General features: G+C 58.0%; 20 protein-coding genes, 2 tRNA genes and 2 pseudogenes. 18 read left to right on the forward strand and 6 right to left on the reverse strand.

Annotation, left to right across the window (positions count from 1 at the left end):
• Window positions 1-198 precede the first annotated feature (198 nt).
• The 8 genes from AC27VU_RS07815 to AC27VU_RS07850 all read left to right on the forward strand — a co-directional run bounded on the left by AC27VU_RS07815 (window position 199) and on the right by AC27VU_RS07850 (window position 7,507).
• Window positions 199-603 (forward strand): acetyl-CoA sensor PanZ family protein, encoded by a 405-nt coding sequence (locus tag AC27VU_RS07815; RefSeq protein WP_488723815.1) that lies wholly within the window; start codon window positions 199-201, stop codon window positions 601-603.
• 78 nt (window positions 604-681) lie between these two features.
• A complete protein-coding gene (locus tag AC27VU_RS07820) occupies window positions 682-2,907 on the forward strand; it encodes an AsmA family protein (RefSeq protein ID WP_488723816.1) in 2,226 nt (741 codons plus the stop codon).
• Window positions 2,904-3,971 carry an A/G-specific adenine glycosylase gene (gene mutY, locus AC27VU_RS07825; RefSeq protein WP_226499812.1) on the forward strand — a complete coding sequence of 356 codons (1,068 nt, stop codon included), beginning with the start codon at window positions 2,904-2,906 and terminating at the stop codon, window positions 3,969-3,971. The genes AC27VU_RS07820 and mutY overlap by 4 nt, the downstream gene beginning before the upstream one ends.
• Window positions 3,968-4,240, forward strand: coding sequence for an oxidative damage protection protein (locus AC27VU_RS07830; RefSeq protein ID WP_003220737.1), 273 nt, complete (start codon window positions 3,968-3,970; stop codon window positions 4,238-4,240). The genes mutY and AC27VU_RS07830 overlap by 4 nt, the downstream gene beginning before the upstream one ends.
• Before the next feature lie 103 nt (window positions 4,241-4,343).
• Window positions 4,344-4,419: transfer RNA gene (locus AC27VU_RS07835), tRNA-Phe, on the forward strand.
• A 263-nt stretch (window positions 4,420-4,682) separates the two neighbouring features.
• Window positions 4,683-5,756, forward strand: a complete 1,074-nt coding sequence (locus AC27VU_RS07840; protein ID WP_488723817.1) for a hypothetical protein — start codon at window positions 4,683-4,685, stop codon at window positions 5,754-5,756.
• A 70-nt stretch (window positions 5,757-5,826) separates the two neighbouring features.
• Window positions 5,827-6,618: a TSUP family transporter gene (locus AC27VU_RS07845; protein WP_139053582.1), complete on the forward strand. Its 792-nt coding sequence runs from the start codon at window positions 5,827-5,829 to the stop codon at window positions 6,616-6,618.
• Between the two features lie 538 nt (window positions 6,619-7,156).
• A complete protein-coding gene (locus AC27VU_RS07850; RefSeq protein ID WP_201137058.1) occupies window positions 7,157-7,507 on the forward strand; it encodes a hypothetical protein in 351 nt (116 codons plus the stop codon).
• A 14-nt stretch (window positions 7,508-7,521) separates the two neighbouring features.
• Here the strand turns inward: AC27VU_RS07850 and AC27VU_RS07855 are convergent, their stop codons facing one another.
• Entirely contained in the window at window positions 7,522-7,803 is a 282-nt protein-coding gene (locus AC27VU_RS07855) for a YceK/YidQ family lipoprotein (RefSeq protein ID WP_488723818.1), read from the reverse strand.
• 76 nt (window positions 7,804-7,879) lie between these two features.
• On the reverse strand, window positions 7,880-8,329 hold the full coding sequence (locus AC27VU_RS07860) for a hypothetical protein (RefSeq protein ID WP_003220731.1): 450 nt from the start codon (window positions 8,327-8,329) through the stop codon (window positions 7,880-7,882).
• Between the two features lie 262 nt (window positions 8,330-8,591).
• Here AC27VU_RS07860 and AC27VU_RS07865 point away from each other — a divergent pair, with 262 nt between their 5' ends.
• The 4 genes from AC27VU_RS07865 to AC27VU_RS07880 all read left to right on the forward strand — a co-directional run bounded on the left by AC27VU_RS07865 (window position 8,592) and on the right by AC27VU_RS07880 (window position 11,594).
• Window positions 8,592-9,650 (forward strand): PDDEXK nuclease domain-containing protein, encoded by a 1,059-nt coding sequence (locus tag AC27VU_RS07865; protein WP_003220729.1) that lies wholly within the window; start codon window positions 8,592-8,594, stop codon window positions 9,648-9,650.
• A 68-nt stretch (window positions 9,651-9,718) separates the two neighbouring features.
• Window positions 9,719-10,693, forward strand: a complete 975-nt coding sequence (locus AC27VU_RS07870) for an alpha/beta hydrolase family protein (protein WP_488723819.1) — start codon at window positions 9,719-9,721, stop codon at window positions 10,691-10,693.
• Between the two features lie 28 nt (window positions 10,694-10,721).
• Window positions 10,722-11,135 carry a hypothetical protein gene (locus AC27VU_RS07875; protein WP_488723820.1) on the forward strand — a complete coding sequence of 138 codons (414 nt, stop codon included), beginning with the start codon at window positions 10,722-10,724 and terminating at the stop codon, window positions 11,133-11,135.
• A gap of 6 nt (window positions 11,136-11,141) precedes the next feature.
• Window positions 11,142-11,594: a hypothetical protein gene (locus AC27VU_RS07880; protein WP_488723821.1), complete on the forward strand. Its 453-nt coding sequence runs from the start codon at window positions 11,142-11,144 to the stop codon at window positions 11,592-11,594.
• Between the two features lie 310 nt (window positions 11,595-11,904).
• On the opposite strand, the gene gabP is transcribed toward AC27VU_RS07880, so the two are convergent.
• Complete coding sequence (gene gabP, locus AC27VU_RS07885; RefSeq protein WP_488723822.1) at window positions 11,905-13,296, reverse strand: GABA permease; 1,392 nt, start codon at window positions 13,294-13,296, stop codon at window positions 11,905-11,907.
• A 552-nt stretch (window positions 13,297-13,848) separates the two neighbouring features.
• On the opposite strand from gabP, the gene AC27VU_RS07890 reads away from it, so the two are divergent.
• From AC27VU_RS07890 to AC27VU_RS07915, 6 genes are all read left to right on the forward strand, one after another.
• Entirely contained in the window at window positions 13,849-14,622 is a 774-nt protein-coding gene (locus tag AC27VU_RS07890; protein ID WP_201136039.1) for an ABC transporter ATP-binding protein, read from the forward strand.
• Between the two features lie 13 nt (window positions 14,623-14,635).
• Window positions 14,636-15,385, forward strand: a complete 750-nt coding sequence (locus AC27VU_RS07895; RefSeq protein WP_103520119.1) for an ABC transporter substrate-binding protein — start codon at window positions 14,636-14,638, stop codon at window positions 15,383-15,385.
• 77 nt (window positions 15,386-15,462) lie between these two features.
• Window positions 15,463-16,158 carry an ABC transporter permease gene (locus tag AC27VU_RS07900; RefSeq protein ID WP_003220715.1) on the forward strand — a complete coding sequence of 232 codons (696 nt, stop codon included), beginning with the start codon at window positions 15,463-15,465 and terminating at the stop codon, window positions 16,156-16,158.
• On the forward strand, window positions 16,155-16,844 hold the full coding sequence (locus tag AC27VU_RS07905) for an ABC transporter permease (RefSeq protein ID WP_003220713.1): 690 nt from the start codon (window positions 16,155-16,157) through the stop codon (window positions 16,842-16,844). The genes AC27VU_RS07900 and AC27VU_RS07905 overlap by 4 nt, the downstream gene beginning before the upstream one ends.
• A complete protein-coding gene (locus AC27VU_RS07910; protein ID WP_488723823.1) occupies window positions 16,825-18,060 on the forward strand; it encodes a methyltransferase in 1,236 nt (411 codons plus the stop codon). The genes AC27VU_RS07905 and AC27VU_RS07910 overlap by 20 nt, the downstream gene beginning before the upstream one ends.
• 420 nt (window positions 18,061-18,480) lie before the next feature.
• Window positions 18,481-18,556: transfer RNA gene (locus tag AC27VU_RS07915), tRNA-Thr, on the forward strand.
• 115 nt (window positions 18,557-18,671) lie between these two features.
• Here AC27VU_RS07915 and AC27VU_RS07920 read toward each other — a convergent pair.
• The 3 genes and pseudogenes from AC27VU_RS07920 to AC27VU_RS07930 all read right to left on the reverse strand — a co-directional run.
• A pseudogene (locus AC27VU_RS07920) lies at window positions 18,672-18,791 on the reverse strand (helix-turn-helix domain-containing protein); the annotation flags it as partial.
• A 316-nt stretch (window positions 18,792-19,107) separates the two neighbouring features.
• Entirely contained in the window at window positions 19,108-19,533 is a 426-nt protein-coding gene (locus AC27VU_RS07925) for a type II toxin-antitoxin system HicB family antitoxin (RefSeq protein ID WP_103485324.1), read from the reverse strand.
• A gap of 15 nt (window positions 19,534-19,548) precedes the next feature.
• Window positions 19,549-19,722 (reverse strand): annotated as a pseudogene (locus AC27VU_RS07930) (type II toxin-antitoxin system HicA family toxin); the annotation flags it as partial.
• Between the last annotated feature and the right edge of the window lie 75 nt (window positions 19,723-19,797).

Raw genomic sequence — 19,797 nt, forward strand, 5'->3', positions numbered from 1 at the left:
GTTCGCCAGCCACTGTTCACCCTCGGCCTTTATGCACGCAGGCATGACCGTTTTTTCAGGTGAAGCTCCTTGAAGGCGCGACGTTAAGTCGCAGAAGGACGGACGAACCGGCGAAGGTTACCATTTGCACGTGACAGAAAAACCAAACTGATATCACCTTTTTCGTGTCATCTGATCTCGCCCCCTCAGGAAAAAGCCATGCCGATCGTTGTCCAAGCGCTGAACGATGCCAGTTACCAGGATCAACAGGATTTGCAGAAGATCTATCGTGACGCTCCACAGTGGCTGTTCGCGCCGTATTCCGGGGACGCCCAGTTGATCGAAAGCAGCCTGGCGGACGGGTCTTTGATTACAGGACGTTTCAACGACCGACTGCTCGGTGCGGCGCGCCTGACAAGGCACGACGGGATTTGGTACTTGTCGCATTTGTGTGTACGAAAAGTCACCCGGCGCCGTGGGGTGGCTGAGCGATTGGTGAACCAAGCGCAGAAAATGGCGTCGCAAGCGGGTGCCCAACTGCGCCTGCTGGCACCGGCCAGACACCTTGAAACGCAGGCGCTGGCCGCCAAACTGCAAGTGCCGCTGGAAGTCATCGCGACATGACAGCGCCCCGAACCGGGCGGATGCAGCGCTATACTCCCCGGCTAAATTACGAATTCGACTAACTACAAGGACTCGCCCATGAAAGCGTTCGGCAAAATCCTGGGTCTGGTACTTCTCGGGCTGTTGCTGATCATTGTGGCGGCGGGCTTCGCCCTGACCCACCTGTTTGATCCCAACGACTACAAAGACGAGATCCGCCAGATAGCCCGCGACAAGGCCCACATCGAGCTGACGCTCAATGGCGATATCGGCTGGAGCCTGTTCCCGTGGCTCGGCCTGGAACTGCATGAAGCCAGCATCGCCACCCTGATCAACCCGACCGAACCGTATGCCGACTTGCAGATGCTCGGCCTGTCCGTGCGCGTGCTGCCGCTGTTGCGCCGTGAAGTGCAGATGAGCGATGTGCGTGTCGAAGGCCTGAACCTGCGCCTCAAACGCGACAAGAACGGCCATGGCAACTGGGAAGATATCGGCAAATTGCCGACAGCCGCCGCGCCCGCCGGCAGCCCGGCGCCTGGCAGCGCACCTGCTGCCGAAGCCCCTGCCCAGCCGGAAAAACCGCCGCAGCCGATCCGCCTCGACATCGACAGCCTGACGGTCAACAACGCCCGCGTTGAATACAACGACGAGCAGACCGGCAAGCAGTACAGCGCCGAAAGCATTCAGTTGAGCACCGGTGCAGTACACGACTCGACCAACATTCCGCTGAAAGCCACGGCGTTCCTCAGCACCAATCAGCCTGTGCTGCGGGTGCGCACCGAGCTCAACGGCGAGCTGCGCATCGAACGCGCACTGCAACGTTACAAGTTCGAAGACATGAAACTGTCCGGCGAACTGACCGGCGACCCACTGCAGGGCAAGGCCATGACCTTCTCCGCCCAAGGCCAGATCTCCCTGGACAAGGCAGCGAATGTCGCCGAATGGACCGGGATCAAGATCTCCGCCAACCAGCTGCGTGCCCTCGGCGAGCTGAAGGCCAACGACCTCGACAAGACCCCGCAGATCACTGGCGGGATCTCGATCGCCCAGTTCGATCTGGCGAAATTCGTCGACAGCATCGGTCAGACGTTGCCAGCCATGGCGCCCGGCAGCCTGAGCAAGGTTGAACTGGTCAGCCGCGTGGCCGCCACGCCAACCAGCGTGGCTTTCGACAACGTCAACCTGAAACTCGACGACAGCAGCTTCAGCGGGCGCATTGCCGTGGAAGACTTCGCCAAGCAGTCGCTGCGCGCGATCCTCAAGGCCGACACCTTTGATGTCGACCGCTACCTGCCGCCGAAATCGGACAAGGCCAAAAACGCCACGCAAGTGCGTCAGGCTGAAGTCGCCAGCACCGAAGCCGATGCCATGGCCGGCGCCGGCAGCACACCGCTGCCGGACAAACCGAGCAAAAGCGCCTGGAGCACCGAGCGTCTGCTGCCGGTCGAGCGTCTGGCCAAACTCGACGTCGATGCCGACCTGACCTTCGGCCAACTGACCCTCGACAAACTGCCGATCCAGAACGCTGCACTCAAGGCCACAGGCCAGAGCGGCCTGCTGACCCTGCAAAACCTGCGCGGCGAGCTATACGGCGGCGACTTCGAAGCCAAAGGCACCCTCGACGTACGCCCGAGCGCCCCCGTGCTCAATCTGCAGACCAAAATCAACCGCGTGCCGGCCGAGAAAATTCTCGAAAGCCAGGGCAAGAATCCGCCGGTCAAAGGCCTGGTCACGCTGACCAGCAACCTCACCGGCAGCGGCAACAGTCAGCAGGCGCTGATCGAAACCCTCAACGGCAACGCCAGTTTCGTGATCAACAACGGCGTGCTGCTCAACGCCAATCTTGAACAGCAACTGTGCAAAGGCATCGCCACCCTCAATCGCAAAACCCTCAGCGGCGAGCCACGAGGCAAGGACACACCGTTCCAGGAACTCAAGGGCAACCTGACCTTGCGCAACGGCGTGGCGAGCAACCCGGACCTGAAAGTGCGCATCCCGGGCATGACCGTCAACGGCAACGGCGACATCGACCTGAAAGTGCTGGGCATGGATTACCGCGTCGGCATCATCGTCGAGGGCGACACCAGCGCCATGCCGGATCCGGCATGTCAGGTCGGCGAGAAATTCGTCGGTATCGAGTGGCCGCTGCGCTGCCGTGGCCCGCTGGAGCTGGGCGCCAAGGCCTGCCGTGTGGATAACGAACGTCTCGGCCAGGTCGCGACCAAAATCGCCGGTGACAAACTCAGCGAAAAGATCGATGAAAAACTCGGCGACAAGGTCAGCCCGGAATTGAAAAACGCATTGAAAGGGCTGTTCAAGCGATGAGAGCGGAGCAGTTTTCCACGGCGGTGCTGGAATGGTTCGACCGCCACGGCCGCCACGATTTGCCTTGGCAGCAAGACATCAATCCGTATCGGGTATGGGTCTCGGAGATCATGTTGCAGCAGACCCAGGTCAGCACCGTGCTCAATTACTTCGACCGCTTCATGGCCGCGCTGCCAACAGTACAAGCGCTGGCCGAAGCGCCGGAGGACGAAGTGCTGCATCTATGGACCGGGCTGGGTTACTACACCCGCGCGCGCAATCTGCAGAAGACCGCGAAGATCGTCGTCAGCCAGTATGGCGGCGAATTTCCGCGTGACGTCGAAAAGCTGACGGATCTGCCGGGGATCGGCCTGTCCACCGCTGGGGCTATCGCCAGCATCAGCATGGGCCTGCGCGCGCCGATCCTCGATGGCAACGTCAAACGCGTTCTGGCGCGTTTTACCGCGCAAGAGGGTTACCCGGGGGACCCGAAGGTCGCCAAACAGCTATGGGCCAACGCAGAGCGTTTCACGCCGCACGATCGGGTCAACGCCTACACCCAGGCGATGATGGATCTTGGCGCCACGCTGTGTACGCGCAGCAAACCGAGCTGCCTGCTGTGTCCGCTGGAAAAGGGCTGCGAGGCGCACATGCTTGGCCTGGAGACCCGCTACCCGATTCCCAAACCGCGCAAGGCCATCCCGCAGAAACGCACGCTGATGCCGCTGCTGGCCAACAGCGAAGGCGCGATTCTGCTTTATCGTCGCCCGTCGACAGGTCTGTGGGGCGGTTTATGGAGCCTGCCGGAACTCGATGACCTCGACGACCTGCAGCATCTGGCCGACCAGCACTCGCTGACCATGGGCGAGCAGCAGGCGCTGCCAAGCCTCGTCCACACCTTCAGCCATTTCCAGCTGTCCATCGAACCCTGGCTAGTTCAGGTGCAGGAGGCCGGTCAGCACGTGGCCGAGGCCGACTGGCTCTGGTATAACCTCGCCACCCCGCCGCGCCTGGGCCTTGCCGCCCCGGTCAAAACCTTGCTCGAACGCGCGGCCGCCGTATTGAACGCAGGAGAGTCGTCATGACCCGCACCATCATGTGCCGCAAGTACAAAGAAGAACTGCCCGCGCTGGAACGCGCTCCTTTCCCGGGCGCCAAAGGTCAGGATATTTTTGACCACGTCTCGGCCAAGGCCTGGGCTGACTGGCAGAAACACCAGACCCTGCTGATCAACGAAAAGCGTCTGAACATGATGAACGCCGAAGACCGCAAATATCTTCAGGGCGAAATGGACAAGTACTTCTCCGGCGAGGATTACGCCAAGGCTGAAGGCTACGTTCCGCCTGCAGAGTAAACCCGCAAAATCGGGGGTCGGATCGTAAGCGACGGAATTAATTTAAGAAATTTTAAAAAAGTCGTTGACGTAAATCCGAAAAACCCTTTTAATGCGCCCCGTTGCCCAGATAGCTCAGTCGGTAGAGCAGGGGATTGAAAATCCCCGTGTCGGCGGTTCGATTCCGTCTCTGGGCACCAAATACCGAAAACCCTGAATCGCAAGATTCAGGGTTTTTTTATGCCTGCGATTTGATCAAGCACGCCGCCCGCCTCTGCGAAGCACCGAACCGTCCCTGCGCTCCATATCAAAAATCTCCCCTTTCCTGAATTCTTTCAAAACTGCCAGAACGCTCCGTAGGCCCTAGCGGAAATGGACGACATACGCTCGCCCATGGATTGGGCAGAATTGGACTCAGAGCTGCCGCGTATCCCGAAGCAGATGCATAACAGGGATGTAACAGATGATTAGCAAGATCAGAGCCCAATCCACTGATTCATGCATTGGGCAAGAATCCAGAACCTTCACCTTCAATTGCCGGCAATCGGCATTGCTTCATCAACTCTCTATGGAAATCGCAGCCATCGGTGGACCGCAGGCTCCTGGTGCCAATTTCCTGACCTCTGCCGCGGCCAATGAATTGAAGCCTTCCTTTTCGCAACACCAATGTGCATTGCTCGAGGCGTATTCCGACAGCCTGTTCTCGGTGTTGATATTCGAAGGCCTCAAGACTATCAACACTTCCAACCCTCCAGATGAACTCCCTGATCTAGCCACTCTGGAAACTCGTCCAGATGTTCTTTGTCTGGCTTCACGCAATCAGATTTTGTTGAAGCTGGTGGACAATAACGCGTTCGCTTACGACCTAGACAACAATGGGAAATTGGTACGGCTGGTGGCCAACTTCAAGGGAGGCGGCCTCACAAAGATCAAGGCGGAGCCAGAATCCAGAGAATTGAGTTCACACTCAGGCCTGGCGCTTGGCCCGCACACTGAAGCACCTTACTGGTGTGCCGTAGATGCAAAGGACGGGCATTCACCCTCCCCGTCTTCGCTAATACTTTCTGCGCTGTGGAACCCCACCCTTGAACCTACACGGGTCATCCCGCTCCCACCTGTCCTCGAAAGAATTGGCATCATCAACTGTCTGGCGCTGACCACTAAAAACTTCCAGTTCACTCGCAGCGACTCCTTTGTCAGTGGCAAAGGTGCAAACGGTCGTGACGTGTCGATTCTGGCTTTCGACGACAAAGTCGGGTTCTCGGCCCGATTCAACTCTTATCGCTTCTCGGTGAACAGTAATGTGTCGAAGTTTGTGAAAACGGCTTACTCCGCTCTTTGCCAAAGCGTAGAGGAATCGACTCCGGCGGAGTACGCGCTGACTCAGGAATCAGCCATGGTCATCAATAACACCCGGGCACTGCACTGTCGCGATGTGATTAAAGACAACAGAAGAGTGCTGGTGCGTATTTTCGGACTCTCAAAATTCTCCACCCCGATTGTCATTTCAGAAGATCCATTACTAGTGCGGGGCTGATCTCCGCACTCCGGGTACGGAGCTTCTCGCAAGCAGAAAATTGATTGGTAACCATTAAAGAGGTAATGCAATGTCTTGGGACATCATCGGCATGCTGGCGCTCGTCGCATTTTGTGCCGGTTTTTTTGATGCTATTGCCGGTGGTGGAGGACTGATCACCTTGCCTGCATTGTTTCTGGCCGGTGTAGATCCGATCAGCGCGATTGCAACCAACAAGTTTCAGGCAGCATCAGCAACCATTTCGGCGACAGTGACTTTTGCTCGCAAAGGGTTGATCGAATGGCGTGAAGGACGCTTCCTGGTTGTCTGCGGATTTATTGGTGGAGCCAGCGGCGCCTTGCTGGTCAGTTCAATCGATAAACGATATCTGGAAGCTTGCGTGCCTGTAATGCTGATTCTGGTGGCGATCTATTTTGCGCTATCGCCGAAACTGGCCAATGAAGATCGGCGCAAGAGAATCGGAATTCTGCTTTTCTCTTTTACTGTCGCGCCGATCCTCGGTTTTTACGACGGAATATTCGGTCCCGGGGTGGGATCGTTCTTTATCGTTGGTTTTGTACTGCTCTGCGGCCTGGGCATGATGCGGGCCATGAGTTTTACCAAACTTGCCAACGCCTCGTGCAATCTCGGCTCGCTTTCTGTCTTCATCACCAAGGGCGTGATTATCTGGCCAGTAGCTTTAGCGATGGCGCTGGCTGCCTTCATCGGCGCACAGTTGGGCGCTCGTGCCGCTGTTCGGGTCGGGCCGAAGTTGGTCAAACCGATGTTGATCGTGGTTTGCTGCGCCTTGGCCATCAAACTTCTGAGCGTAGAGAACAATCCATTGCGCATTGCCATAGCTCAGACATTCGCTTCACTCTAAACGCTGCTTATCGATGCATTTATTCCTGATGAAAGACCCGCGCTCCTCCATGGGATCGCGGGTTTTATCGTTTCAGTCGATCAATAAGCTATCGATCAACTCAACGTGTACGTCCGCCCACCCCCGGTAATCGTAGAGATGTGCCGGGCCATGAGTCGGCAAGCAGGACAGTGTCGCGCGCTGCCCCCACACTGTGCTGCATTCCTTGTCGAGCAAGTTCTGAATCTCTGCGCTGAAGGTGCCGATGTCGGTGTCGCGGCTGCCGAGCAGGTCGCTGGTGATAGTAAGGGAACGGATAGAAGTTGGTGTCTTCGTTGCGGTAAGGCGCTTGCAGGTAGAAGTCCTGACCGAGTACATCGCTGTGGTGATAGTTGGCGTTGAGCAGCACGCGCTTGGTACGCGGGTCGAGATCGGTGGGATAACCACGCCCAGTTCGGCGTCTTCCAGGTTCGAAGCGAGCCTTCAACGTCGACGGGTTTCGAACAAAGACGATCCGCGCTACTTTGGCTACACCTTATGGAAGAGGGTCATCCGTTCGATGAACCAGAAAAGAACCCGCGTACCCCTGCCCCATCCGCCACCCTATCGCCAGAGTCGGGCTGCATTCTGGGTGACGGTGCTGGTCGGCGTACTGATCGCCTTCCTCATCGGCGCGTCGATTTATCTGATCGTCCACAGCTTGATCAGCGGCTCCATCACCACATGGAACCGCTCCGGTCCACGCCACACCTACACCCTTGCACTGCAACCGCGAATGTTCTGGTTCGAGATCGTGTCGCAATGCATCGGCACCGTATTCCTGATAGCCGTCGGCTGGATCGGACTATGGATTCACCGAATGGCGCAAGAACCCACTGACAAGCAGAAGGGCAAGCGTACGCGGGGGTAAATGACGGTTGGTCCTCAGAGGGTGTTGACGTAGTCGACCGGCAACAAAACCGTGTCGAGCGCGGCGTCTACCGGCAGCGATACCACGGTAATCACCGGGCAAACGATCATCATGTAGCAGATGACCGCGGCGGGCATGCCGTCTCCCCCTCTCACGCCAAGCAAGTGCAAGTTGCCATCGACGCCTTTGTAGTACGGTTCTGCAGAATCACCGTTCAGGCGCCCCTTCATCGTTCCACAACCAGCCAACAGCAAAACCAGGCTCACCGCTGAGCCAATACGCAAAATCCCTTTCAAACCAGCACTTCCTTGCATCACAGAAACATAAGGCGCGGGATTGTACCCGCGCCTCGACTTTCAATTGAACCCAACACTATCCAGCGTCATTCCAGTGGAACACCAGATTGCGGGCAGCGCCGCTGCCAACGTCTGTCTCATCGCGCCGTGTTTCGCCATTGCGGGTGGCGACCACCGTGTACTTACCGGGTGGTAGTTGCACGTAAACCAGCGGACCCGTTTGGGTGAGGGTCAGTACGGTTTGCCCTGGTGACTTTTGAATCATCACATCGACATCAGCGGTGTACTGGTCTTGCGCGCCCACCGCGAACGTCATGTGCAGGTTGTAACCGGTGGATTGTTGAATGGCTTTTGCCTCATCAACGCCAATCCCGCCGGACAAGTAGTTGATGCCGTTTTGCTGCTGTTGTTGAGCCTGTACGCCTGCGCTGTCGACGGGCTCAAGGCTGGCCGCCTGCAGCATCGCCGGAAAAGCCAATACAGCGACCGCAGCGACTGGCAGCATGAATGAAAGAATGCGCTTCATAATCCCTACTCCCGGACTCTTTTAGAGCCCAACCGTGACTCTTTATTTGATCCGGCCAGGGAAGCACGCGTTTTAGATTGATTGGAACTTGGCCTGTGTACGAAATGGACTACAGACCATCACTCACTGAAACACCTTTTGCCGGCAACGTCCTGCAATACCCATCCCCTCTTCCTGCCGCCTATACGGGGCTCGCCCGACATCGCCGAGCGGCGAATCCCGGCATGCTTTTGCGTCTGTTTCCACTGATGCGGAAGACTCGATGAGCCAGGTAAAACCTACTGATGCGCAAGACCCGAAAATCGATTCATTGCTGGGGGAGTTGGGCGAACTGATTCGCCAGTCGCGGCAAAAAGTGCTGCGTGCGGTTGATACGATTCAAGTCCAGACCTGTTGGCAGATCGGCCGGCATATTGTCGAGTTTGAACAGCAAGGGGCGCAGCGGGCGGGGTATGGCAAGCAGTTGCTGGCCTTGTTGGCGAAGGATCTGACGGCGCAGTTCGGGAAGGGGTTTGATGAAACCAATCTTCGCAAGATGCGCCTGTTTTATCAGCTGTTCCCAATTCGAGACGCACTGCGTCTCGAATTGAGCTGGACTCACTATCGCAGGCTGCTGCGGGTCGAAAGTGCAAAAGCGCGTCAATGGTACGTGGAAGAAACCGCGAACCTGAACTGGTCCAGCCGCGCCCTTGATCGCCAGATCAATACGCTCTACTACGAACGACTCCTCATGAGTCGAGACAAGGCCGATGTGATTGAGGAAGCCTCCACCAACATTGAGGCGATGAAAGACAATCCACGCGAGTTCATTCGCGACCCAGTCTTGCTAGAGTTTCTCGGGCTGCCTGCGCCCTGCAAGATCAGAGAGGATGCTCTTGAACAGGCTCTCATCGAACACCTGCAGAGCTTTCTTCTTGAGCTGGGCAAGGGCTTTTCCTTCGTCGCTCGCCAACAACGCCTCAGTACTCATGATGTAGATCTGTACATCGATCTGGTGTTCTACAACTATTTGCTCAAATGCTTCGTGATCATTGAGCTCAAAAGCGGAAGGCTCAGTGCCGGCGATGTCGGACAGATGGACATGTATGTACGCATGTACGACGAACTCAAGCGCAGCGAGGGCGACAAGCCGACAGTCGGGATCATTCTGTGTGCAGAGAGCAATGATTCGGTCGCGCGTTACTCGATGCTCAAGGGCAATGAGCAACTGTTCGCCAGCAGTTACAAGACGATACTGCCGAGTGAGGAAGAATTACGCGCAGAACTCAATCGGGAACAGGCCTTGATCGAAGAACGCCTGCTCATTCAATCGACTGAATAAACCTGCTGGATTGTTGCCGGGCGGCGCCGAGACTATCGTTGGCAACTTACCCGCAAAGGTGGAAAGCCATGACCTGTCAGGACACGCCCGCGATGCAGGATATGCAGTCAAGGTTGCCAATTTTGACCGCGGCGCAAGGTGAACCCTTCACGGAAGCCGCCGAGGATGACTTTGCCCTTGGCGGCTTCACCTGGCGCCATGCCCTGCCCGACATCCAGCGCCCGGTAGTCATCATCAACGCCGCCACCTCGGTACGCTGCCGACACTATTCACGCTTCGCCGATTACCTGTTCGCCAACGGCTTCGACGTGATCACCTACGACTATCGAGGCATCGGCGAATCACGCCCGGCAACCCTGAAAGGCCTTGAGGCTTCATGGACCGACTGGGGCGCGCTGGATTTCGAGGCGATGCTCAAACGCGCGCAACGGGAATTCTCCGGCCAGCCAATCGATGTGGTCGGCCATAGCTTCGGCGGTTGCGCGGCCGGGCTCGGCGAGTCCGGGCAGGTCATTCGTCGGCTGGTGACGGTCGGCGCGCAGTTCGCTTACTGGCGCGACTATGCCCCCGAACAGCGCCGGCGCATGTTCGGTAAATGGCACCTGCTGATGCCGCTGCTGACGCGGTTCTGTGGCTATTTCCCGGGCAAACGCCTCGGCTGGCTGGAGGACACGCCCGCCGGCGTCGTACGCGACTGGAGCACGCCTGCCGCGCGCTACGAGCAGCGTCCGAGTGGTCGCCGACTGCTGAAGGCAAGCGGTCGCCTGCCCTTCGCCAACGTCCGCGCAAACACCCTGGCGATCAGCATCAGCGACGACCCCTACGGCACCATCCCAGCCATCGAACGCCTGCTCGACTACTTCAGCCATGCGCACAAAACCCACCTGCGCATCGAGCCGCAGGACATCGGCGAACAACAAGTCGGACATTTCGCCTTTTTTCGCAGCGCATACCAAGCCACACTATGGCCCATCGCTCTGACCTGGCTGCAAACCGGCGAGCTGGCCCCCGACACACCCGGGCGGCCAGTGCCACGCAGCTGAGCCCTTTCAACGCACGACGGAACACACCATGGCCTCCGCCAACAAGCAGCAAAAACGCGCCGCCCGGGCCAAGACCAAGGCCAAGCAAAACCGCAGCAAACGCGCCGAGACGCCGGTCGAACTGGACCCGAACGATGACCGTATCGACTTCGAGTCGGTGGACCTGACCGAGCTGTTCAAGAAAATGATCGATGCCGAGAAGATCAGCCAGCAAGCCATGTGCTCCGCGTTCCTCGAAGACCCGCTGCTAGGACTGGTCTACGAGCAGGAAGGCGAAGAAGGCGCGATGGATTTCATCCTCGCCGCGCTGATCGAGTATCGCCAGTGGTCCCAGGAAACCGACGAAGCCGGCGCCCTGGCGTGGATCGAATCCCCGGCCTTCCAGGCCGACTATGTGGCGGCGTCCGACGTGATCGCCGCACAAACCCAACAGAAGAACTGAGTTCCCATGGCATCCCTGAACAAGCAACAGAAACGCGCCAAACGCGCCAAGGCCAAAGCCAAGCACATCCGCATGGTCGGCCGTAAGCCGCTGGACCAGGACGACAATCTCGGGCATCTGGACGAGCCGATCCCGGAATACACCCTCGCAATGTTCAGCAAAATGCGCGACGCCGAAGCCGTCAGCCGCAACGAAATGCTGCTGACCCTGCTGCGCGAACTGGCGTTCATCATCGTTGACCATCCAGAGCTGCTGGACATGGAAAATGCCGAGAACGAAGGCATGGCCGCCACTCACCTGGCCGCCGACATGCTGATCGACTACCGCATGTGGGCCGACGGCATGGACATCGAAACCGCCCAGGCCTGGCTGACCGAGCCACAGTTCATCAGCGATTTCGGGATGGCGCTGGATACTTACGGCAAGTCGCTGGAAGACAGCGCCCCCAAAGCCGAGTAACTTTTTGCACCTGACTTTTCACGCACGATCAAAAAAAGGAGGTCAGGTGAGAAAAGCAGCTTCATACAAGGACGGACAATCGTCGAAATCAGAAGACTCAGCTGCGACCCTCCAAAGCAAAACCGTTAAAACTCCCAAGGAAACAACTTGGGATGAATGGTTCGACGAAGAGAAAGGCAGCTCAGACTTTATGCTCTTGCGAGAACAAAGCTGATTACGGATATGTGGCGACGTTTCGCTACCGGCAGCACAAACAAAAACGGCCGCTCGTCATCACTGACAGCGGCCGTTTTGCATTACGCGTTGCGGATCAGTTCAACACCACCGCACCACGGTTTTCCAGCTTGCGACGACGCGCCACCAGCAGGCCGGCGACGACTACCATGAGGCTCAGCAGGCCGGTTGCGAGGATTTCCACGCGGTGGGCTTCCTGGAACAGCATGATGGTCAGGGCCGCGACGATGAAGATGATCACCGCGTAGGTCAGGCTCGGGAACAGCCACATGCTGAAGACGATTTTCTCGCCGCGGGCCATGCGTTGTTTACGCATGCGCAGTTGCGAGAACGCGATCACCAGGTACACCAGCAGCGCGATGGCGCCGGAACTGGCCAGCAGGAATTCGAACACCGCGGCCGGGGCCACGTAGTTGGCGAAGGTGCAGAGGAACGCCGCGCCGGTCGACAACATCACTGCCCAGTAAGGCGTGCCGCTTTTGTTGACCCGAGTTGACATGGCCGGTGCGTCACCGCGCTTGCCGAGGGAGAACAGCATGCGCGACGAGGTGTACAGCGCCGAGTTCAGGCAGCTGGTTACCGCGACCAGCACTACGATGTCGACGATCATTTTCGCGTTCGGGATGCCCATGCGCTCAAGCACGGTCTGGTAGGAACCGAGGTTGGCCAGGGTCGGATCGTTCCACGGCACCAGGGCCACAACGATGAAGATCGACACGAGGTAGAACAGGCCGATCCGCCAGATCACCGAGTTGGTAGCCTTGGAGATCTGTTTGCCCGGGTTCTTCGATTCCGCAGCCGCAATGGTCACGATTTCGGTACCCATGAACGAGAACATGGTGGTCAGGATTGCACCCAGCACCGCGCCCATGCCGTTTGGCAGGAAGCCGCCGGAGTCGAACAGGTGTGAAACACCGCTGACCTGGCTGTTCGGCAGGAAGCCGAAGATCGCCGCAAGGCCAAGGATGATGAAGCCGATGATCGCCAGCACTTTGATCAGGGCGAACCAGAATTCGAACTCACCGTAGTTCTTCACACTGAACAGGTTGGTGACCGTCAGCAGCAGGGTGATGATCAGTGCGAACGCCCAGATGCCGACACTCGGGAACCAGGCATGGAGGATGGTCGCGGCGGCGTTGGCCTCCAGCGGAATCACCAATACCCAGAACCACCAGTACAACCAGCCGATGGTGAAACCGGCCCAGTGCCCGATGGCACGGTCGGCGTAAGTCGAGAACGAGCCGGTGTCGGGCGAAGCGACAGCCATCTCACCGAGCATGCGCATCACCAGCACCACCAAGGTACCGGCGGCGGCGTAAGCCAGCAGCACAGCAGGGCCGGCGGCAGCGATAGCGTGGCCGGAGCCAACGAACAGACCGGCGCCGATAACACCGGCGATCGACAACATGGTCACATGACGCGGTTTGAGCCCCTGTTCGAGGCCATTGGAGCTTGGGGTACTGCTCATCGGAACTACCTTTGCGAGGAAAGCGATTGCGTCCGTCCCGTCTGGTTTTCCTTCTCGTAAAAAGAAACCAACGGGGCGTTCCAGATTCTGCACGCAATAAGTGCGCCAAAATGTTTCAAACTCTTCTGGGCCGCGGCTTTTAACGCGACCGGACAGTCATCGCAAGTCCTTAAAATTAATGGCAATTTGCCAGAACGTTACCCTGCGACTCACTTTTCAAACGAACGAGCGCACCAGAAACACACTGAAAAAGTGTGGGATGCACAATAAAAGGGCGATTCAGGAACGTTCGGCCGGATAGCGCTTCCAACACCCCGCCAAAGCTGGCAACATCGCGCCTTTTTTTACGCAACACCCACGGGGCTGCACGTTTAAACACCCGTTCGGTTGTTGATGGGGCGACAGTCTGCTGTGCCGATGCGACAACCTGCCACACGCCATCCGCTTACCGCTCGTAGCGCTGTTGGCTGCCATTGAAACGCTATGCTAGCTTGGCCGCCTCGCCAGGAAGGCCCGCCAACAGCAGGAGCGCAACATATATGAGGAACGCACATGGCTGAGGCCACGCCCGCGCTTGAAATCCGCAACTTGCACAAACGCTACGGACAGCTTGAGGTGCTCAAAGGCATCTCGCTGACCGCCCGCGACGGCGATGTGATCTCGATCCTCGGTTCCTCCGGTTCCGGCAAGTCCACGTTCCTGCGTTGCATCAACCTGTTGGAAAACCCGCACCAGGGCCAGATTCTGGTGGCCGGTGAAGAACTCAAGCTCAAGCCCGCCAAGAATGGCGAACTGATTGCTGCCGACGGCAAACAGATCAACCGCCTGCGTTCCGAGATTGGTTTTGTATTTCAAAACTTTAATCTGTGGCCGCACATGAGCGTGCTCGACAACATCATCGAAGCCCCGCGCCGTGTGCTCGGCCAGAGCAAGGCCGAAGCCATCGAAGTCGCCGAAGCGCTGCTGGCCAAGGTCGGCATCGCCGACAAGCGCCACGCCTACCCGGCGCAATTGTCCGGTGGTCAGCAACAACGGGCCGCGATCGCCCGCACGCTGGCGATGCAGCCGAAGGTGATTCTGTTCGACGAACCCACCTCCGCCCTTGACCCGGAAATGGTTCAGGAAGTACTTAGTGTCATCCGCGCACTGGCCGAAGAAGGCCGCACCATGCTGTTGGTGACCCACGAGATGGGCTTTGCCCGTCAGGTCTCCAGCGAAGTGGTGTTCCTCCACCAGGGGTTGGTGGAAGAGCAAGGATCGCCTCAGCAGGTGTTCGACAACCCGCTTTCGGCGCGCTGCAAACAATTCATGTCCAGCAACCGCTAACGGAGCAACATGCATGCAGAATTTTAAAAAGGTCTTCCTGGCCGCCGCCGTCACCCTCGCGTTCAGCGCCGGTGCCATGGCCGAGACCCTGAAGATGGGCATCGAAGCGGCTTACCCGCCGTTCAACAACAAAGACGCCAGCGGCAACGTGGTCGGCTTCGACAAAGACATCGGCGACGCCCTGTGCGCCAAGATGAAAGTCGAGTGCACCGTGGTCACCTCCGACTGGGACGGCATCATTCCTGCATTGAACGCGAAGAAGTTCGATTTCCTGATCTCCTCGCTGTCGATCACCGAAGAGCGCAAGGGCGCGGTGGACTTCACTGACCCGTACTACTCGAACAAGCTGCAGTTCATCGCGCCGAAAAACGTCGACTTCAAAACCGACAAGGACGCGCTCAAAGGCAAGATCATCGGTACTCAGCGTGCAACGCTGGCAGGCACCTGGCTCGAGGACACTTACGGTAGCGATATCGAAGTAAAACTCTACGACACCCAGGAAAACGCCTACCTGGACCTGACCTCCGGTCGTGTCGACGCGATCCTCGCCGACAAGTACGCCAACTACGACTGGCTGAAAACCGACGCCGGCAAGAACTACGAGTTCAAGGGCGACCCGGTCGTGGAAAGCGACAAGATCGGCATCGCCGTGCGTAAAGGCGATCCGCTGCGTGAGAAGCTGAACGCCGCGCTGAAGGAAATCGTCGCTGACGGTACCTACAAGAAGATCAACGACAAGTACTTCCCGTTCAGCATCTATTGATCTGACCTGCGGGACCGGCGCCGTGATCCGACGGCACCGGCTCCCGGCCTTGCCTGCCGCGATTTGAAAAGAAATCCATGATTATCGACCTCTACGGATTCGGCCCGGCCCTCGCTGCCGGTGCGCTGATGACCGTCAAACTGGCGCTGACGGCCCTGTGCCTGGGACTGGTGCTCGGTCTGCTCGGCGCCTTGGCCAAGACTTCGCCGTACAAGCCGCTGCAATGGCTTGGCGGTACTTATTCGACTTTGGTGCGCGGTGTCCCGGAATTGCTCTGGGTGCTGTTGATCTACTTCGGTACGGTCAACCTGATGCGCAGCCTCGGTGAATTCTTCGGCAACCCCGACCTGCAACTCAGCGCATTCGCCGCTGGCGTGATTGCGCTGGGCCTGTGCTTCGGCGCCTACGCCACGGAAGTGTTCCGCGGCGCGATCCTCGCCATTCCCAAGGGCCACCGTGAAGCCGGTGTGGCGCTGGGCCTGTCGAAATGGCGGATCTTCACCAAGCTGATCATGCCGCAGATGTGGCGCATCGCCCTGCCCGGCCTGGGCAATCTGTTTATGATTCTGATGAAAGACACCGCGCTGGTGTCGGTGATCGGCCTGGAAGAAATCATGCGTCACGCGCAGATCGGCGTGACCGTGTCGAAACAGCCGTTCACCTTCTATCTGGTGGCCGCGGTGATGTATCTGGGCCTGACGGTGCTGGCGATGAGCGGCATGCACTTCCTGGAAAAACGCGCCGCTCGCGGCTTTGCGAGGAGCGCTTCATGAACTGGGAAGTGATCATCAAGTGGCTGCCGAAACTGGCGCAGGGCGCAACCCTGACCCTGGAACTGGTGGCGATTGCCGTGATTGCCGGCCTGCTGCTGGCCATTCCGCTGGGCATCGCCCGCTCCTCGAAGCTGTGGTACGTGCGCGCTTTGCCCTACGCCTACATCTTCTTTTTCCGTGGCACGCCGCTGCTGGTGCAACTGTTCCTCGTCTACTACGGCCTGGCGCAGTTCGATGCGGTGCGTAGCAGCGCACTGTGGCCGTACCTGCGCGATCCGTTCTGGTGTACCACCGCGACCATGACCCTGCACACCGCGGCGTACATCGCCGAGATCCTGCGCGGCGCGATCCAGGCGATTCCACCGGGCGAAATCGAAGCGGCGCGGGCACTGGGCATGTCCAAGCCCAAGGCGATGTTCTACATCATGTTGCCGCGTGCGGCGCGCATCGGCCTGCCGGCCTACAGCAACGAAGTGATCCTGATGCTCAAGGCCAGTGCGCTGGCGAGCACCGTGACCCTGCTGGAACTGACCGGCATGGCCCGCACGATCATTGCCCGCACCTACCTGCCGGTGGAAATCTTCTTCGCCGCCGGCGTGTTTTATCTGCTGATGTCCTACGTGCTGGTGCGCGGCTTCAAGCTGCTGGAGCGCTGGCTGCGCGTCGATGCCTGCCAAGGGCGTTGAAACTTCCCACGTGCTGACGGGCGAGGACCTACTCGCCCGTTTCACTGCGCTGGATGCTTTTTTGATTGAGCATCAGGCGCTGTGGAAACCTCGTCCGTTCACTCATCTTTCGCTTCCATGGGAAACCGCCTACCCCGAATTGGCTTCGTGGCTACGCGGACGATCGCTGGAAGATGCAGAGCTTGTGCATAACCACCCTGCCGATCTCATCGATGCGCCGGAGCCGTTCGCTTCATTGGCGGCGTTGTCGGCTGAGCTGAGCGCAGTCGGAGAGTTGCCGGCACATGCGCTGGAAGCGGCAAGCCATCGATTGAATGTCGATGTGCCGGGGCGCAAGTGGCAGCAAATTGAAGCGTTCGCCAGCCGCTTGTCTTTCGCCTCTGCGCCAACACATTGGCTGGACTGGTGTTCCGGCAAGGGGCATTTGGGCCGACGCCTGCTGGGCGCCGGGCAACAGCTGACCTGTGTTGAATACGATCCGGCGCTGGTCGCCAGCGGTCAGGCATTAAGTCAGCACCATCATTTGCACGCCCTGCATGTCGAGCAGGATGTGCTGGCAGCAGACGCCACGACTGTTTTGAGCGCTCAACACACTCCGGTCGCCCTCCACGCCTGCGGCGACCTGCATGTGCGCCTGATGCAACTGGCGAGCGCTGCCGGATGTCAGCAGATGGCCATCGCCCCGTGCTGCTACAACCGGATCAATCGCAACGAGTACCGGGCCTTGTCCTGCGCCGGCATGCGATCCGCCCTACAACTCTCGCTCGAAGATCTGGCACTGCCCATGAGCGAAACCGTCACCGCCGGCGCACGCGTCCGACGTCAGCGCGACACCTCCATGGCCCGGCGCCTGGCCTTCGACCTGCTGCAAAGGCAAGTGCGCGGCGTCGACGAATACCTGCCAACCCCGTCCCTGCCCAGCGTCTGGCTGGACAAACCCTTCGCCGCTTACTGCCGCGACCTGGCAGCGCTGAGAGAGTTATCCACAATCGGCACGCCGAACTGGCAGGCACTGGAAGCCGCCGGTTGGCAGCGGTTGGCCGAAGTTCGCAACCTGGAACTACTGCGCGGACTGTTCCGACGACCGCTGGAGCTTTGGCTGAACCTTGATCGAGCGATTTTCCTCAGTGAACTGGGGTATGTCGTACGCCTCGGCACCTTTTGCGACACCCCACTCACACCACGTAATTTCCTGCTACTGGCCGAACGCGCTTAAAATCTTTACAGCCTGTGGATAACTCTGTTGATGGTTTTCCAGTGGATCCAATACTCACGGCCGTTAGACCGCTAAAACAGCATTGGTCATTTTTTGTTCATATAGATAAAAAACCTGTAAAACAGGGATTTGCACACAAAATGAGAACGTGTCCACAAAATCCCCTGCAACACTGCCGTTGCGTCGATCCGTTGTGCATAAGCTTCCAATCAAAACGACATAAACGGGTGAAATGGGTGCTTGAACGGTGCGGAAATTCTGCCCTCACGCTCATTCTGGCTTGATCGCGTAGCACCTCGGTTTTGCGGCTAAAAACCCGGCGTCACCGCTCACGCCAAGCCTGATCCAGCGCCTGCGTAAAAATAGTCTGAATTCAGGGGTTTACAGAACCAACCCAATCGCTATAATCGTCGCCCACACGCCGGTATAGCTCAGTTGGTAGAGCAACTGACTTGTAATCAGTAGGTCCCGGGTTCGACTCCTGGTGCCGGCACCATACAAAACGAAGCCCCTGCAGAAATGCAGGGGCTTTGTTGTTTCTGGTACGTCCACATTGCCTGTCACAGCCGTGCACTCAAAATTCGTCGTTAATCTGGATGGCTCGTCGGGGAGGCAACTGCTTCTGCCGGTGCAGAGAGCGGTACCTCGGTGACACGTGCAGCCTTTCCGGCCTTCATTTGACGTACAGATTCCAGCAAGTCTTGCTGGAATTGCTCCAGTTCATTGAGCATCGCTGATTTCCTCCTTCAGTTGCTTATGGAAATAAGGGTCAGACCACGTTTTGAGCTGAGACTGTGGTCTGACTCTATTTTTCCCCACCTTATTTTGCTCGTGTCACCACGGTGCTTAGGTTGGCGAAAACGCTTTGAGAAACCCTGGCCTTCCTTTGCTCTTCATTGGCCGCCGAGAGCGGCAGCAGCGTTGCGCACGAGGCCTGTCCAGCCTTCATCTGACGTACAGATTCCATCAAGTCTGAAATCGCTCTAGTTCATTTGCCATGCCTTTTCTTCGCCTTCAGCCATTTTCTCCAACGCTCGCTGGCTGAACTTATGCCGCTTGAACCGAAAGCGAAATCCGCCTTCCAAGTTGCTGCAACGCACGCTCAACATTCTCGATTTTGGAGTGATGCAGGAAATCTACCAGGCGATCGACCTGAGGCCGTTGTACGCCGAGACGACGTGCCAACTCGGCCTTGCTTAAACCTGACTCCAAAAGCGTATTCCACAGAGCAACCTTTGCTGCAGTCAGCGCAGGCAGACGCAATACAACGTCACTTGCCTGTTCTCCTGCCTGCCCGGTCGGAATCAACCGGCGATCATCAACGTATATCGAGAATGCCGTCTCGATTGCATCAATGGCGGTGTCCAACGCTTGCTCGAGGGTGTCGCCAACGGCGTGCATCTCAGGAATTTCTGCGCAGGACAACCAGACACTGTCCGGCTCTTCGTGAACTTCCAACGCATATTCGAACATCACGATTCCTCTCATGAGGCCCAGCTGTTTGATTATTGATTTTCTCAGCCCTTCGCCCATTTCCTTGGCTCCATGGTCGGGAAACACAGTTGATTTGCCATTCAAGGAAACCTTGAAGTGACTGCCCTTGCCGGTTTGAAACTCAACGCCTTGGGCTTTCAACCATCGCCGAAACTCGCTGTACTTCATGTGCATCACTCGCCGTTTCGGTAAAGCGAATGTGCAACATATTTGCTGCATTCGCAACATAAGTGTTGCACTACA

Source organism: Pseudomonas sp. 14P5.3.2, assembly GCF_057799175.1.